12 protein-coding genes are annotated in these 17,151 nt (G+C 57.3%); 7 read left to right on the top strand and 5 right to left on the bottom strand.

What is annotated here, in order from left to right:
- Positions 1-158: 158 nt before the first annotated feature.
- Together QQK16_RS17875 and QQK16_RS17870 are read left to right on the top strand one after the other, a co-directional pair.
- Positions 159-1,676 carry a glycoside hydrolase family 19 protein gene (locus QQK16_RS17875; protein WP_284197841.1) on the top strand — a complete coding sequence of 506 codons (1,518 nt, stop codon included), beginning with the start codon at positions 159-161 and terminating at the stop codon, positions 1,674-1,676.
- Positions 1,677-2,647: 971 nt separating this feature from the next.
- Positions 2,648-5,275 carry a chitinase C-terminal domain-containing protein gene (locus tag QQK16_RS17870; protein ID WP_284197840.1) on the top strand — a complete coding sequence of 876 codons (2,628 nt, stop codon included), beginning with the start codon at positions 2,648-2,650 and terminating at the stop codon, positions 5,273-5,275.
- 72 nt (positions 5,276-5,347) lie between these two features.
- On the opposite strand, the gene QQK16_RS17865 is transcribed toward QQK16_RS17870, so the two are convergent.
- From QQK16_RS17865 to QQK16_RS17855, 3 genes are read right to left on the bottom strand one after another with little or no spacing between them, the layout of a single operon-like run.
- Entirely contained in the window at positions 5,348-6,346 is a 999-nt protein-coding gene (locus QQK16_RS17865) for a M23 family metallopeptidase (RefSeq protein WP_284197839.1), read from the bottom strand.
- A 5-nt stretch (positions 6,347-6,351) separates the two neighbouring features.
- Positions 6,352-6,618, bottom strand: coding sequence for a transcriptional regulator (locus QQK16_RS17860; protein ID WP_368860144.1), 267 nt, complete (start codon positions 6,616-6,618; stop codon positions 6,352-6,354).
- Between the two features lie 59 nt (positions 6,619-6,677).
- Positions 6,678-7,322 (bottom strand): hypothetical protein, encoded by a 645-nt coding sequence (locus QQK16_RS17855; RefSeq protein ID WP_284197837.1) that lies wholly within the window; start codon positions 7,320-7,322, stop codon positions 6,678-6,680.
- A gap of 342 nt (positions 7,323-7,664) precedes the next feature.
- Here QQK16_RS17855 and QQK16_RS17850 point away from each other — a divergent pair, with 342 nt between their 5' ends.
- Positions 7,665-8,000, top strand: a complete 336-nt coding sequence (locus QQK16_RS17850; protein WP_284197836.1) for a hypothetical protein — start codon at positions 7,665-7,667, stop codon at positions 7,998-8,000.
- On the opposite strand, the gene QQK16_RS17845 is transcribed toward QQK16_RS17850, so the two are convergent.
- On the bottom strand, positions 7,988-9,271 hold the full coding sequence (locus QQK16_RS17845) for an HD-GYP domain-containing protein (RefSeq protein WP_284197835.1): 1,284 nt from the start codon (positions 9,269-9,271) through the stop codon (positions 7,988-7,990). The two genes, QQK16_RS17850 and QQK16_RS17845, sit on opposite strands and share 13 nt — an antisense overlap.
- 64 nt (positions 9,272-9,335) lie before the next feature.
- On the opposite strand from QQK16_RS17845, the gene QQK16_RS17840 reads away from it, so the two are divergent.
- On the top strand, positions 9,336-9,893 hold the full coding sequence (locus tag QQK16_RS17840) for a DUF1415 domain-containing protein (protein ID WP_284197834.1): 558 nt from the start codon (positions 9,336-9,338) through the stop codon (positions 9,891-9,893).
- 204 nt (positions 9,894-10,097) lie between these two features.
- Positions 10,098-10,301, top strand: a complete 204-nt coding sequence (locus tag QQK16_RS17835) for a cold-shock protein (protein WP_284197833.1) — start codon at positions 10,098-10,100, stop codon at positions 10,299-10,301.
- A gap of 263 nt (positions 10,302-10,564) precedes the next feature.
- Here the strand turns inward: QQK16_RS17835 and QQK16_RS17830 are convergent, their stop codons facing one another.
- The gene (locus tag QQK16_RS17830; protein ID WP_284197832.1) at positions 10,565-10,792 is read right to left on the bottom strand and encodes a hypothetical protein; all 228 of its coding nucleotides are present in this window, start codon (positions 10,790-10,792) and stop codon (positions 10,565-10,567) included.
- A gap of 622 nt (positions 10,793-11,414) precedes the next feature.
- Here QQK16_RS17830 and QQK16_RS17825 point away from each other — a divergent pair.
- Positions 11,415-11,933 (top strand): hypothetical protein, encoded by a 519-nt coding sequence (locus tag QQK16_RS17825; protein ID WP_284197831.1) that lies wholly within the window; start codon positions 11,415-11,417, stop codon positions 11,931-11,933.
- 147 nt (positions 11,934-12,080) lie between these two features.
- Complete coding sequence (locus QQK16_RS17820; protein ID WP_284197830.1) at positions 12,081-17,135, top strand: RHS repeat domain-containing protein; 5,055 nt, start codon at positions 12,081-12,083, stop codon at positions 17,133-17,135.
- The last annotated feature ends 16 nt before the right edge of the window (positions 17,136-17,151 follow it).

The following is a 17,151-nucleotide window of genomic DNA, read 5'->3' as shown; positions in this document are numbered from 1 at the left end:
CAACACCAACACCAACACCAACACCAACACCAACACCAACACCAACACCAACACCAACACCAACACCAACACCAACACCAACACCAACACCAACACCAACACCAGTGGGCTGCCATGCTGCCTGGAGTGCTGCGACAGCCTATTCCAACGGTCAGCGTGTGACCTATGGTGGGCGTAACTACGAAGCCAAGTGGTGGACCATGGGGGAGGCGCCGGCCGCCAATACCGGCAGCGGCAAGCCCTGGGCAGAGCTGAGTGCTTGTGGGACACCGACGCCGACACCGACACCGTCACCGACACCGACACCGACACCGACACCGACACCGACACCGACACCGACACCCACCCCAACGCCAACGCCAACGCCAACGCCAACGCCCACTCCGGCCGCATACAAGCCACAGGTCCGGTTGATTGCTGCCCCGTCCGCGTATCCCACCGAGGCGCAGTTTGGCGCAGCCGAGCAGGCACTTGCCGGCCAGGCGGGTGCTGATGCGCAGGCGCTTGCCCGTATCCGCGCGGCGCTCAGGGTCAGGGCGGACAGCGAGGTGAACCTGGTGGTGCCCGGCCGTGCGGCCAACCCCGATAATGTGAAACGGATAGAGCAGCTACTGGGCCAGGCGCGGTTTGACCAGTTGTTCCCGGTACGCCATATCAACTACACCTATACGAATTTCCTGCGTGGGGCGGCCAAGTTCCCCGCCTATTGCGACAACTACAGCGATGGCCGCAATGCCGATGCCATCTGCCGCAAGCTGCTGGCGACCTCGTTTGCCCATTTCACCCAGGAGACCGGCGCCAATTGGCCAGCGCTGACCCCGTCAACAGCCCGGACCTATAGCGAGCACAACAACCCGGTGCTGGCCGCAATGCCACAAAACGAAGCCATACCCACCTATAAGCAGGCACTGTGGTACCTGCGTGAGTCAGGCTATAGCGAAGGGTCGGCAGTGGGCGCTTACCAGGATTGTTTCCGAGGCGCGGGCAGCTCCATTTTCTCCATCTTCTACCCCTGTGCGCAGGATGCGCAGAACCGCAACATTGACTACTTTGGCCGTGGTTCCAAGCAGCTGTCGTGGAACTATAACTACGGGCCGTTCAGCAAGTCGCTCTACGGCGATGCCGATGTGCTGCTCGATAATCCAGGGCGGGTGGCGGATAGCTGGCTGAACTTTGCTTCCGCCATCTGGTTCGCGGTCTACCCGCAATCACCCAAGCCGCCCATGACCTGGGTGGTTGATGGCACCTGGGTGCCCAACGCAGTGGACCTGGCCAACAATATGAAACCGGGATTTGGTGCCACGGTATTCATCATCAATGGCGGTATCGAGTGCGGTGGTGGCGGTGCCGAGAAGCAGCAGGTGGTCAACCGTATCGCCGCCTACCGCGAGTTTGCCCGAGAGCTGGGTGTAGCCATTCCCGCCGAGGAGCCGCTGGGCTGCGCTGCCATGCGTGGTTTCCAGGCAGGCTCGGCCGCTGCAACCAAGACCTATCTCGACAAGGATTGGGGCTATAACCCCAACAACCCGGGCGGGGTCAGCTGGGCCTGCAAGCTGGTGGATTACCAGATGCCCTTCAGCCTGGCCAATGCAGGTGACTATAAGCAATGCGTAGATTATATGTTCCGAGGACAGGTATTCTGGAATGGCACCAAGGTGATAGACAATACCCGCTAAAATCAGCGGTGCTGAGAGCTGAAATGGCATGCCGGGTGGCATGCCATTTTTTTCGTATTACTTTGATGGCGGATGGCGTCATATTGCAATGGAGCAGCTAGGGTGGTTCATCTAGGCCAAAGCCCTTATTCCCATGGCTGACGTCCAGAGTGTAGGCTGTTATGGAGAATCCCTCGATCCAGTTCCTGAAACCCGGTTTATCCTTAAGGCGTGCAGTGGCAGTTTTGGCCTGGCGTGACGAACTGAATACACCGATCAGCTTGGCGTCGTCACCGTATTCATCATCTTTGCGGGTATGCCAAACCAGATATACGCTGTGGAGTTGGTGCGTAACACTCTCTGTAATGGATTGGTGCGTGCGGCCATGTTGTTGCAGATTGGCAGCACGGCATTGATTTGTTTGGATTTTCTGTCGACTGTCTGCCGTAGTTTAAGGCCGTTGCAATGTCTGCGCTACATAAATTTCATCATGAAAAGCTATGAGGTTTCATGAATTGATCATTTAAATTTCTTACCCTATTGGGGTGTGTGAATGGCCTGAGAATACAAGTTGGATGAGCATCGGGTAATGGTGTGTTTTTCTATGGTGAAAGTGCTGTAAATATAAGCGGTTACAGCGGGATTTAAACCGGGATTGTGAGGGTTTTCTTGCTTGGATTTTGTTGGGTGTCAATACCACTTTGGCGTTTGTGACAATGCATGCAGTCAGGTATGGGAATAATGGTTGAATTGCTGCTTTGCATCAATTTGTAGTCATTTTTTCCGCACTACATTTATGGGTTTTTATTTTAAATGGAGAGGTAAAACATTTTGTATTTGTCATAGCATGATGGCGGCCTCGGTCTGGGCCTGAGTAGCCAGCGTAGCGATTCAGGCAGAAAGGGTAGCGTCCTTTGCATAAGGAGTGGCGAGGTCGAATGGGTTTCCCTGCCCACTTTGTTTCCAACATCAAGCACGGAGCAAACAACACCATGCAATTCCTTTGCAAGCCAAACCGGCGCTATGCCTTGCGCGCTGTCAGTCTTAGCCTCGCTACGGCAGGCCTGCTGTATGCCCCCCAGGCCATGGCGGCCAATTGCGCCACAGCATGGGCCGAGGGCAGCACCTATATGGTGAACACGCCGGCCTCTTACCTAAGCAAGAACTACAAGGCACTGCAGACCCATACGGCCCATGTGGGCGCCAACTGGAACCCGGCATCGACGCCTACCCTGTGGGGTTTTGTAGAGAACTGCAGCAGTACGCCGACACCGACACCGACACCAACACCAACACCAACACCAACACCAACACCAACACCAACACCAACACCAACGCCCGAGACCTGCTACAACGCCTGGAGTGCCGGGACGGCCTATACCGGCGGCCAGCGGGTGACCTATGCCGGGCGCAACTACGAGGCCAAGTGGTGGACCATGGGCGAGGTGCCCGCGTCTAATACCGGGGCCGGCAAGCCATGGACTGACCTGAGCGCCTGCGGAACCCCGACCCCAACGCCCACGCCCACACCCACGCCCACACCCACACCCACACCCACACCCACACCCACACCCACACCCACACCCACACCCACACCGACACCCACCTTCCCGGATGAGGCCTGCCGCCCCGATGGACTGGTACGGGTGGCGCAGGTGAACGTGCCCTACTGCCTGGCGTACGACAACCAAGGCCGGGAAAAGCTGGCCAATGGCAACAAGCGGCGCATCATCGGCTACTTCACCAGCTGGCGTACCGGCAAGAACGGCCAGCCGGCCTATCTGGCCAAGGATATTCCCTGGACCAAGCTGACCCATATCAACTACGCCTTTGCCCATGTCGATGGCAGCAACAAGGTTTCGGTCAACGAGATGGTGACAGGCAACGAAGCAACCGGCATGGAATGGCCAGGTGTGGCAGGTGCGGAGATGGATAGCTCGCTGAGCTACAAGGGGCATCTCAACCTGCTGACCAAGTACAAGAAGCTCAACCCCGGTGTGAAGACCCTGGTGTCGATAGGCGGCTGGGCCGAGACTGGCGGCTACTTTGGCAGCGATGGCAACCGCGTTGCCTCGGGCGGCTTCTACAGCATGACCACCCATGCCGATGGCAGCATCAATACGGCTGGTATCAATACCTTTGCCGACTCGGTGGTGGGCTTCCTGCGCAAGTATGGCTTTGATGGGGCAGATATCGATTACGAGTACCCCACCACCATGAGCAAGGCCGGCAACCCGCTGGACTGGGGCATTTCGGAGCCCAGGCTGAAGGGCCTGCAGGCGTCTTACCGTGAGTTGCTCAAGGTGCTGCGCAAGAAGCTCGACGAGGCTTCGGCAGCGGACGGCAGGTACTATCAGCTGACCATTGCCTCGCCCTCGTCCGGCTATCTGCTACGCGGCATGGAAACCTTCCAGGGCGTGCAGTATCTCGATTTCGTCAACATGATGACCTATGACCTGCACGGTGCCTGGAACGAGTTTGTCGGCCCCAATGCCGCGCTGTTTGACGATGGCAAGGATGCCGAACTGGCCAAGTGGGGCGTCTATACCGCCAGCCAGTACGGCGGCATAGGCTATCTCAATACCGACTGGGCCTACCGTTACTTCCGTGGCGCCTTGCCGGCTGGCCGCATCAATGTCGGGGTGCCTTACTACACCCGAGGCTGGAAGGGTGTCACTGGCGGCAGCAACGGCCTGTGGGGCACCTCGCCCAAGTCCAGCAACTGTGGCCCAGGCCTGACCGAGTGCGGTACCGGTGCCACGGGCATCGACAACCTCTGGCACGATCTGGACGCGCAAGGCCGCGAGATGGGCGCGGGCTCCAACCCCATGTGGCACGCCAAGAACCTGGAGAATGGCATCGCCGGCAGCTATCTTGGCGTCTACGGTCTCAGCGGTAGCGATCTGGTGGGCAGCTACAGCCGCCACTATGATGCCACCCTGGTGGCGCCGTGGCTGTGGAATGCCCAGAAGAAGGTGTTCCTGTCGACCGAGGACGAGCAATCAATGGCTCGCAAGGCACAGTGGATAGTCGACAACGGCATAGGCGGGGCGATGTTCTGGGAACTGGCGGGCGACTATGCCTACGATGGCATCAAGAAGGAGTACTACATCGGCCAGACACTCACGTCAATCTTGCACAACAGCTTCAAGTCGGCAACGGCCTATGGCAACAAACGCGCCAAGCAGACCATGCCGGCCGAGGCGCTGAACCTGCAGTTCGATGTGGTGGACTTCAAGCTGGGCGACCAGAACTACCCGCTCAACCCCAAGCTGCGCATCACCAACAAGGGTAGCGCAGCCTTGCCGGGCGGTGCCCAGATCGAGTTCCAATACCCGGTGGCCGCGCCCAACAATATGGCCGATCAGTCGGGGGCTGGGCTCAAGGTGGTGGCATCGGAGCATACCGGCAGCAATGTGGGTGGTTTCAAGGGCGATTTCCATACGGCGCAGTTCAAGCTGCCCGCCTGGCAGTCGGTGGCACCTGGGCAGTCGGTGGATATCACCCTGAACTACTACCTGCCCATCACCGGGCCGTCCAACTATGTCATCACGGTGGGCAGCAAGCGCTTTGCCATCAAGCAGGAGTATCCCAACCTGCCGGTGGGCAATCTGCCTTGAGGTGACCAAGGTGAGCTGACGGTGTTATCACGCGGGAAGGCCCTGCAACCTAGTTGCGGGGCCTTTCTGACATCAGAATGTCCTGGCTGGGCGTACAGTCTGCCCTTTGACGGGTTCTCCACGCGCTACTGGTTGATCGTCGGCCAGATACTGTACAAACTGCGCCGGCAGGCTGGCGGCCGAGCCGAAGGTCGGACCATCCTGTAGCTGGTAATGCAGGTGGGGCTCGGACGAGTTGCCACTGTTGCCACACTCACCTAGCAGTTGGCTGCTCACGACTATGTCACCGGCCTTGACTCTGGTGCTGCCTTGCCTTAGGTGGGCAAGCAGTGAATATTCGCCATTACCATGATTGATGATGACGTGATTGCCCAGCAGGGCGGCGGGATTCAGCTTGCAGGGCAGATTGTCTGCGACTCCATCTACAGCTTGCACCACCGTACCGCCGGCCGGGGCAAGTAAGGGTTTGCCAAAGCAGTAGTAGTCATCATTTTCCTGTGACTTACCGGCACGGCTGGTACCCGCTTGACTCACCAGCATATCGTAGGCAAAGCGCTGGTTGGCATGGGCCGCGTGATAGTTCTGCACTAATGTGCGGCCGCCCCAGAATACTAAGAAGGGTTGGTCGAAGGGGAGTCGTAGCAATGTCTTGGTCCGGTAGTTCTCATGCTTGCTGGCGGCGGGAATCTGACCGGCCTTGGCGGGGGCAATCTGAAAGCCGGCCACTTTGCCATCCGGTGTCAGTGCCCACTGCACGATGACGTAGCCTGAAAACTTACTGAACTTCGCCTTGCGCGTGTACATCTGCAGGCCCGCGTCGGTCTCGACGGTTTCCTCGATAACTGACTCCTCTACTCCCAGCTGATTCTCGACTTGGTCGCGAAATTCAGTCAGCGCTACTTGGCTTTTCATGGCAGCTTGCATCCTGTCGTCCATGCGTGACCACAGTGTAGCGATATCGCGGGCGTAGAACTGCTGGGTCAACGTCTTGCCATGCTCGGCTGGCCCTATGGGTGCAGCGGAAACAATCAAGGACAGGAGCGCCAATGCGACGGTCATGGATTGGTACATCTGCTTCACTCCTTTAGGTGTAGGCGGTCTGGAATTTCGGCGATCACTCTGCTCAAGTGCTGGCGATATTCGGACAAGGCGGTCAAGCCGGCCGCTGTGATGGCCAGCGTGGTCAACGGCCGCTTGCCACGGAACGACTTGTGTATGGTGATTAGTCCGCCTGCTTCCAGTTTGCTCATATGACTGGACAAGTTGCCCTTGCTAAGGCCGCTGAGTTTCTCGATAAAGCCGAACTCGACCGACACAGCTCCGGCCAGGATGGTGAGCACCATCAGTCTCGCAGGCTCATGTACTAGACGGTTTAGGTGTAGTGCGCAGGGTTCCATCGAGATCACTTAGCCATGGTTGCAGCATGCATCAGGATATCTAGCCTAGCCCGCAAGCGGAGGAAGCGGCGGTGATCGCGTAAGCCAACGATGATGCTTTGTACCGCGTACAGAGCAAAGAGCATGGCGATGCCGATCAGTGGATAAGACCTGCCGGTGGCTACTACAGCGGCCTGGCAGAGCAGGAATACGCCCATGATGTAGTCGAGCGGGTTGCGTAGGTAGCGCCACGCGACAAAGGGCATTGCCAGCGCAATACCTACATACCCCAGGCGGGTCCAATCCCAGGCGGCATTGCCCAATGGCTCCGCCACTATGATATTCCCCACAGCCAACCAAGCACAGATTAGCCCGGTGACGGCGACGCAGAAGTAATGACTGCGTAGTGAGCTGTGATCGGGCCGCTCTTCCACATGACCATAGGCTTGATAGTAATACCTGGCCATCAGCTGCTTGCTGACAAGCCAGACCAAGGGTAGTGCCAGCAGCACGGCGCGCAGCAGATCAGTCAGAGGGAGCAGCCCGCCTGCAAGGTAGGACATCAGACAAAGGACGCCACCGAGCACTGAGGATATTCCTCCGGCGCTGCGGGAGTAGCGTGCGTATTCAGCAGTGAGTTGCTGCAACTCGTCAAGATGATCGGCCTGCATGTTTGCTCCAATTTGTCTATGCAAATAAGTTTGTGATGCAAACCTAAGGATGTCAAGTATGCTGCTGCAGGGAGAGTCTGGAGGGAAGATGTCGATGGGCATGCGCTACTCTAGTTGCGCTGCGCAAAGGTGAAATACATGCACCCAGAGAGGCGCTGCAATAGGTGGGATATTCAAGCGGCAGCATCCCATACCAGCAGTCCGGGCGTTTGATGGCAGCAGAAACTCAACCTCTGATCGCTGCTGGAATCTGTACCCTTGCTCTCGCCAACGCGAGGGAGCCTCGCTGGTGCCCGATAGTGTGGGCTATTGCAGAGGCCCCTTAAGCACTATGCTGCGGGCATGGTGCAGACTGTCTATCAAATCATTCATCTCCATACCAAAGCCCCGGCCAAACCGGCCTGGGGCGAACCTTGCAACGGCTGTGGCGTCTGTTGCGCGGCCGAGCCCTGCCCGGTGGGGCAGCGCATCTTCGGTTTGCGCCAGGGCGCTTGCCCGGCCTTGGTCTGGCAGGCGCAAGCAGGCCGTTATGGCTGTGGCCTGTTGCTGCAACCAGGCCGGCATCTGCCTTATCTGCCCACGCCCTTGCACGGCCTGGCCCGCCGTTGGTTTGCCCGGCGCATCGCGGCAGGGCAGGGGTGTGATTCCGATGCGGAGGTCGGTGATCAGGCGCCTTGAGTGGGGCCGGGTACGGTATCGCAGTAGTAGGTCATGCGCTTGCGCGGATTGAGGTAGGTAAACACCTGCTGGGGCAACTGCCCCGGGCGTATGCTCTTGATGATGGTGAGCTCGGCCTCGCTCTCCAGATCGAGGATGATGGCCTCGTGTTTGGGTACGCTAGGGTCGTAGATCAGCACCGTGGGTTTGAGCGGTTTGCTGGAGTTTACCGCCATGACCAGCCCCAGCGCATTGTTGGAGAGCTGCACCAGGGTGCCGGGCGGGTAAACGCCCATGCAGCGGATAAAGATGCCCAGTGCCTGTGCCTCGAAACGAGCACGCTGCTGGCCGAACATGGTGGCAAGCGCTTCATAGGGCGTGAGCGAATCGCGGGGATTGGGGCGGTTGCAGAGGTTGTCATACTCATTGACGATGGCCACCAGGCGCGACAACGGCAATATGCCTTCGCCGCGCAAAGCATGGGGGTAGCCGCTGCCGTCCACGCACTCATGGTGCTGGAACACGATGGCCAGCGCCTCTGGCGACAGGCCCAGCTTCTTGCCTATCTCCAGGCCGTAATGGGTATGCCGCATCATCAGATCCTGCTCGCTGGGGCTGAGCGCATCGGTCTTTTGCAGCAACTGGCTGGGTAGCTCCATCTTGCCGATATCGTGGAACAGCGCCCCCATGCCGATCTCGGTCAGTTGCTCCCTGTCCATGTGCAGCTGCTTGCCCAGCATCATGGCCAGTACGGCGACATTGAGCTGGTGGAAATACACTTCCTCGCCGCCCAGCTTGTCGTTCATCAGGTGGATGGCGATATCGCGATCGGTGAGCATGGAATCCACCAGGCTGTTGATCAGCTCGGCGGCTTCTGCCATGGATTCGCCTGGGCGGGCGAACAGGTTGCGGGTAATGGTCTTGAGTGCCCGTGCGGCCCCCTGGAATTTGCGTTCGCATTCATTGAGGGCGGTGCGGTGCTGGGTGAGTTTTTCCACCCTGACCCGCTTGGCGACGATGGCAGCGTCCTGGGCCTCTCGCTGGGCAGCGGGCACGGCCGGTTCGGGTTCGGTCGGGGCGGGCAGGGGCTGCACATCGCTGCGTTTGACGTCGATGCGTATGCGTTCCAGCCCCAAGGAGCGCAGGGTGTCGATCTGCTCCTGCTTGGTGATCTTGAACTGGTTGAAGGTAAACGGGTGCGATAGCCAGTCGAGCTCCAACCTGACATACAGGCCAAGCCGCAATTGCGCAGGAACGATATACGTAGGTTGGCTGGGGCTGGTGTTTGTCATGGTGGCGATGCCGGTGGACTTAAGCAGTAGAATAGCAAGCCTGATCCGCTTCCCCTATTACGCCATGACAAACGAGCACGAATCCGTCATTACTGCCACCCGCGACTGGCTGGAAAAAGCCGTCATAGGGCTGAATCTCTGCCCCTTCGCCAAGGCGGTGTATGTCAAACAGCAGGTGCGCCTGGTGGTGAGCGATGCCCGCAATCTGGATGCCCTGCTGGAAGACCTGGACCGTGAGCTGGACAGGCTGGCCGAGGCCGACCCTGAAGAACTCGATACCACCTTGCTGATCCACCCCTATATCCTGAATGACTTCCTCGATTACAACGAGTTTCTCGATGTGGCCGACGGGGTGGTGGCCGAGCATGAGCTGGAAGGGGTGATACAGATTGCCAGTTTTCACCCGCAGTACCAGTTTGCGGATACCGAGCCGGACGACATCAGCAACTACAGCAACCGTTCGCCCTATCCCACCCTGCATTTGCTGCGCGAGGACAGCATAGACAGGGCGGTGGCAGCCTTCCCCGATGCGGCCGATATCTTCGAGAAGAACATCGCTACCTTGCGCGAGCTGGGGCAGACCGGCTGGGACGCTCTGGGCATGACAAAGGCATCGAAATAGGGGTGGAATCGACCGTTTGGCGCGTTTTTGGCAGGTATTTGACGAAATGCTTTGCCAAGCGGGTTTGATTCGCGTACAACGCACGCTGCAGGCAGTTCAAGTCGTAGGTTCCAGGCAGTTCTCATACCCTCGCGGTATTCCGATTCGCCCTCCTTTGTTTGATCGTCCGCACTCTTTACATTATTTCCAACAAGGAAAAGTATCATGGCAACCGGTACCGTTAAGTGGTTCAATGACTCCAAGGGCTTCGGCTTCATCACCCCTGACGAAGGCGGCGACGACCTGTTCGCTCACTTCTCGCAAATTCAATCCAACGGCTTCAAGTCGCTGGCTGAGAACCAAAAGGTCTCGTTCGACGTGACCACTGGCCCCAAGGGCAAGCAAGCTTCCAACATCAAGCCCGTCTAATTCATTAGACCTGTTTGAGTGGTAGCAAAAACCCGGCGCAAGCCGGGTTTTTTATTGCCTGATACCCCAATCCACCCAAGTTGGGCCGAAGTCATCAGTAGCCTATGAGCAGCGTGACGCTTCATTAGGCATTGGAGGCGGCCCCCATCTGTGCATGTGATACAGGTAGGCGAGTCGCGGGCCGAAGTGGGAGTGGCGATGGTTTGCCCACTCATTGCCATGCCAGAACAAGTGCGTGTTCCAGCGTCCCCCAGGCAATACACTCACCAGTGTTGGCAAACCTTGTCCATAAAGGTGAACACCCCAGGGTCAGGCGCGCCTGTCTCAGGTGCATCGGCGAGAGCCGTCTGCAGCCAAGCGTAGCAGTACAAGACCATACCATATAGCTCATGAGCAGCAGCCTCCTCGGGAAGCTTGGCCAAGATTGCAGTCGCCGCCAGCGCCTCAAAGCTTCCCAGTGCCACCAAGTGGTCGAAGTGTTCCTTGGTCAAATAAACGCGTTCCCGTTGCTCGGACGTCGCACCTCTCGTGGCGAGCAACACCTCTACAGCGGGCTAGGCAAGCATCTGCAACTGCCCCGTTAGCCCATAGCAACCGTGCTTGGTGTCCTTGAGCATCTACCGCCGCGGGCTGGTAAACCAAGTCGCGGTCCCAGCAAGGTGACGCTCGGCCATTGGAACTGAATCGACTGTGGCAGCTGTGCCGTTGGGAGCCCGTGTGCCACGTTTGTGGTTGCGCTTCGCTTGTCTCAGCAAATTCAACATGCACCTGCTACGCTGTCCCAAACAAAAGCAGCGTTAAAGGAGGCAAGCATGTGTTATTGGCATACCCCCCATCCTCTCGGGCTACCCAGCATCGCGCCGGACATACTCCGGCTGGAGCCCGCATTTTCTTCCGCTACGCCTTGCACGTAGGGGCAGAGATCCTGGCGCACATGGCCGAGCGCTACCGGCTCGGTAAGTGTGCACGATCCATTTCCAATCTGACGGATTGATTGCCCAAGGTTGCCGCATTCGTCGCCGATGGCGTGCCTGTGTCGATATGCGAGGTACCGCAAGCGATCTTCAACCAGACTTTTTCGATATTTAACCAAACTGATGAGGAGACAAAACCATGAAGTTAAAAACTGTCCGTTACGCATTGTCCAGTGCCGCGATCTGCCTTCTGCCCATGCTGGCGCAGGCTGCCGATGCGGGTGCCGATGTCAATGCGTGCGTTTATCTTCCCACTAAACCGTTGCAGCCCTTAACCGTGAACTTCATTGCTGGTGGCGCGACAGACCATTGTATGAATCATATCGGTAATAACGTCAGTGTCGTCGCATCGGCTCAAGGCATAACCTGCGGCTCTGTCGGATTCGTTCAGGAAAAAAATGGCGACAACCACGGCAAAACCTGCTTTGGCTCCAAGTCGAACTGGGTGCTCAGCTATACCATCCCCAACACACAGTATAGCGGCGCCACCAACGCGCATTTCAATTACGACTTCAGCCACTATCACGTAGATCTCAGCCCAGCTAAATCGGCCCAAGTATGTGCCAACGCAACACTCTGTGGCAGCACATCGCAAAAATGGGACAGCGGCACCAAGGGGCCTTTGTACATCATCTTCTCACCCGGCACAGCAAACTAAGGCTGAGTGCCGTCGTTTACCTCATTGTTGCTTGAACGAGTATTGGGCTTCATACAATCGATGACTCACGCCATACCGTCCCTGTCAGCCTTGGGACGGTATGGCTGCTGTCGACACCAAAATAGATGCGGATAGGAGGCGCTTATCATGAGCGGCAGCAGTCAATACCAGAATTCCCAAGCGTTTAACCAGTCTTTTTCTACCGCAGAATCCGTAAATCCTAACACCGGATCATTTTCCTTTTCCAAATTGCTCGTGAACCTTCGGGGTATCACCTCCAGCATAGGGCTCAACATCAATCTGTCCTACGCGTCAGGTACCACGGGCCTGATGGGCTTGCCGTCAGGGTGGAGTTTTGGCATTGCGTTCGTGGTGCCCGGCTCGTCCCTTACTACTCAAGGCCAAACCAGCATCGTTGACCTCACTTGGTCGGACGAAACTGGTTATCAGTCAGGGCTGCGTTACGTGAACGACCATGGGATCAAGTTTTCGCCAGTGGTGCCTGACCAGCCTCTACCCTCGGGCCAGCCGGGCACATATGCCTACACACTGACCTATGGCGATGGCGGATGCGACTACTACGATGCCACTGGCAAGCTGGTCGAGCACGCCGACTTGTTCGGCAACCACATCAATTACTTCTATACCGATCAGTTCAGCGGGGCATTGAACAATCAGCTTGATTACATCACCGATAGTTTTGGTCAGGTTGTGCGTTTTGGTTATGGTTCGAACGCAATCATCATCACCACTCCAGACGGCGGACAAAACACGATCAATTTTTCCTCGCGTGGCGTGGAAAACATCGTCGATCCTCTTGGCAATGCGACGGTGCTGAACTACACCGCCTTCGCTAACCAAACCGTGGTCTCGACTATCCAGTACCCCACGGGTCTGAATACCACGATGACGTACACCCGTATTCCCTATGTGGACGCCAATGGCGCGGAATCGGCTTTTCCTGCGGTCTCCATGCTAACCCACTTGGATAGTGATGCCAGCATCGCCGATTGCACGACGTATGCCTTCGGGACCGACAGCGACGGTAATACCTTTACCGGTTATGCGGCAGGGTATCGGATGTCGGCTGGGACCGATAGCCTGATGGACAGCAACAACACCTTGTATCTCTACGACGTATTGACTTCCAAGTGCGATGCAAGCGGTGCCCTGCTTTCGGCATCCAGGGTGTATTACAACTATCTGCACGCGCCGGTCCGCGAGGAACACTATCTAGTAGATGCCTCACACGAGGTCCAGTGCGGGTACCGCGCGCTATACAGCTATTTGATCAATCCGGATTTGCATGCACGCTCGGTCAATTACAACAGGCCTGTCACGACCGAGCAGTTCGTCTATTCCGCCGCCGTGAGCGACTACCTGCCGATACGAAAATCGACTAGCAGCTATGACGATTATGGGCAGATGTTGTCATCGGAAGAGCTTTGCTATGACCGGACTGCGCAGGCTTTCAAAAGCCAGATTGCTGCGAGCTTCAGTTATACGGTGGCATCCTGGGGCGGGGAGATGCCTGCCACAGAAATTTATATCGACAATGTCACCGGCTTTCAGCGGCAGGTCGCCTACACGCTGTCAGCCGATCAAAAGAGCCTGGCTTCGGCAGCCGTACTGTTCAGGACCAATGCACAGGATAGCTGGGCTCCCTGGAAAACCACCTGCTACGGCTACGACCAGCAAGGGAGGTTGATATCCACCGTGCTGGCTTGGTCGCAGGATGCAAGCTATTCAGAGGGCAGCGTGGCGTCGACCAGTTCGACCTGTGCCTATGCGTATGACCCCAGTTCTTACCTCCTGACGGTATCACTGACCAACGCCATAGGGGCCGTTACCAAGACTACCTATGATGTCACCAAGCCATCCGGTCCGGCGGTACTCATGACAACCCCGCTTGGCGAGAGCCAAACCTTCGAGTTCGACTTGCTCGGTCGCGTAAGCAAGCAAACTGATGCGCTCGGATTGACGACGTTGACCACCTACAAGCTGTTTGCAACCGATCAGGCTAACAGTGTCTTGAGCAGTGCTCCGAATGGCTATCTCACAGAACTGTTTTTCGACGCACTTGGCCGGCCGGTCAAATTGATGGATAACGGCGACCCATCCATGGAGGGGGGCAGCCCCAATCGCTGTCTGCGCCAGAAGTGCTATGGACCGCTAGGCAATCCGTCGCAGGATATCGATGAGCTGGGCCTTGTCACGCGTTACCAGTATGACAGCCTGAATCGCCTGGTTCAGTCTACCGATCCACTGGGCAATGTGGGCACCACCGTATTCGATGACGCGCAGCTCTCGGTGTCCGCTTACACCAACGATATCCTGCGCGATGTGACCCAGCTGGATGGATTGGGCCGGACCCAAACGTTGACGTCCTACCCCGACCCAGATGACAGCACCAGCTCGTACGCCAAGCTGAATGAATCCGAATATAGCGGGCTGGGCCAAATACTGCGTACGGTCATCAGCCAGCTTCCCAAGCAGGGTGGGAATCCGCAGGCGCTGTATGAAAACAGTTATAGCTACGATGTCGAAGCAAAGGTGATTACCGAAGTTTGCAGCGGATACAGCGGGCCGCAGCTTACAACGACCCGTAATACGTTTTACGACCTGTTCGGCAATCCGCTGGGGTACGCCAAGCAGACCGATTATGCGGATGGCCGGAGCTTCCAGAACGACGCGTGCATACCCCGTTACAACGCTGCCAACCTGCTTGTTTCGGTCACCAATCAATTGGACCAGGTCGAATCCTACAGCTACGACGACGACGGCCGGATGCTGACGCGGACCCGTTTCGACGGTACCGTCATCTCTTATAGCTATGACAAAGTGGGCAAGCTGCTACAGACCGCATGGAATGGTGGCAGCATCGATTGCAGCTATTACCCGAACGACCGTATCCAGAGCGTGACGCTCGGTGGCGCTGCCATTCTGTACGACTATTATCTGGACGGCAGCGCGAAATCCATCACCTACCCTGATGGTCGGTCGCAATCGTATAGCGTTGATACTTTTTCGAGGATCACTTCGCAAACTGATGCATCCGGCATGGTGACTTCCAATCTGTTCGATACCTATGGCCGCATCGCCAAGCGCACCAACGGCATAGATACCATCACCAACGTATATGGAACCATCAACCATACGGCAGGTGTGCTGCAAGGTGTTGAATTGACTGGATCGGGCCAATTCACGTGGCAGTATGCGTACAACGGCTTCGGGGAACTCAGTGCTACCGCCATCGCGAATGCTGCCGGCGCCAGCGTATTGAATACGCGCTACACGCGAGATACCGCCAGTCGCCTGATAGAAACCGCGGTCTCGTCCGCTACCTGTAACGATTCTGCAGTCAACTACAGCAGGAGCTACCTGTATGACGGGTTGAATCAGCTGGTCGGCACGACGACTACCTATAGCAACGGTAAGCCAGCCTTACAAATTGCCTTTGCCTATGACGGTAACAGTAACCCGCTCAGCAAGACTACCAATGGCGTGGTCAGCAACTACACCTATAACGCAATCGACCAGCTTGTCGGTGCCGGTATTGTGTACGACCAGAATGGCCGTATGACGTCCGACGGTAGCGGACGCCAATACGCCTACAATGCGCTGGATCAGCTGATTCAGGTCTCGGGTACGGCCCCCGCACCGGCTGACTATGACTACTACCCTGACGGTGCCTTGGCGTCGAACAGCAATACCGCAAGCGGCAGCAAACTGCAGTACTACTACAGCGGTGCAGTCAACGCGATCTTGTCGCAAAGTACCGCAGAGGACTGGACCAGCTTCCTGTTCAGCGGTCCTGACCGACTGGCAGCGTACGAAGGTCAGCAAGCATCCGGTTATTACATGGCCGCAGCGGGTTCGACGGCCTTGCTGCAGGACGCTAACGGTGAGAGTGCCATCTTCAGCTATGACCCCTATGGCGCAGTCACCAGTCAGGGGGATATCAGCGCCAAGCAGAGCTTCACCTGGAATCAGGAGTATGCGGATCCATCTAACGGATTGGTTTATTTGCGCGCACGTTGCTACCACCCAGGCTTGATGCGTTTCATGACCATGGACAGCGTGCTGAACGATAACCGCTACGCCTATTGTTCGGGTGACCCGATCAATCTGATCGATCCGACTGGGCACTCAGAAGCGGCCAACATTGCCGGCGCGGTCGTCGGTGGGATCGTCGGCAGTTTCGCTACCGTCTTCACCGGCTTTTTCGGCGGCATGGCAGCGGCCATGGTCTTCGGCCCAGAGAGCCTGCTTGCAAGCACCGGTGTGACGGCACTGGCCGGTGCAGCCGGTAGCATCACCGCCAACGGTTATCGTGCCGCTATCTCTGGTCAGAAACTCAGCGGTGGACGCGCCTTGATGGATTTGGCCAGCGGCGCGCTTGGCGGCGCTGTCGGTGCAGGGGTCGGCGGTTATGCTGGACGCGTTGCAATGCGTAACGCGCTGTCCCAAGGTTTGTCGCAAAGCGCGATTGCCCGTATCGGGTCTGTCTGCTCGGCGGGGATCGGCGGATTGGCCGGTGCCGCGACCTCGGCCGGTGTCACCTCGTTGGCGACCGGACAACCTTTTTTCAGCAAGACGACTGCACTCAGTATGACGGTCGGTTTCTTCGGCGGCGCGGGTGGTGGCCTACTGACGTCGGGCGCGTATCTGGGCTTGCTCAGCAACAAGATCATTCCAGTCCCTTTGACGGAAAGCGAACTGGATTTGATCACCCCTGCTCGGAATCAAAGAGGTGCTAGGCTGAGCAAGCGTCTATTGGTCATGGCGCCACAGGCCGAGGCCAATACAACCGCAGACAGATTCATCGCCCGTTATGGCAACTACGACGCGGCACTTACCCTTGATTATCAACCTGACTCGCAGACCTACGACACGATTGCTGCACATGGAGCCGGTAACACCATGTTTGCCAGTGTGGAATATAAGCCAGGCGGCATCCTGAACCGCGAGCCAAACATGGTGCGGCCAATCACAGGGAAATTGTTTGCCCGCTATGCGAGGGACGAATGGAGAGGCCGTGATGCGACTGAAGCTATCAAGGTGATGAGCTGCCACTCTGCTTTTTCCAATGCGCAAAGCATTGCGGACGCGTTCGGGTCTGAGACTTTTGGTGGCTATCCGGAGATCAACCGATATACGTTTACGGATTGGCAGGTGCGACAGCCAAGGCGTCAAGGCTAGTATTGCCGGCTGGTAT

Origin of the sequence: Chitinimonas prasina (genome assembly GCF_030160395.1) — a bacterium.
Classification (GTDB): Bacteria; Pseudomonadota; Gammaproteobacteria; order Burkholderiales; family Chitinimonadaceae; genus Chitinimonas; species Chitinimonas prasina.
The sequence above is the reverse complement of the archived record's forward strand: the minus strand, read 5'-3'. Positions and strand labels throughout refer to the sequence as shown.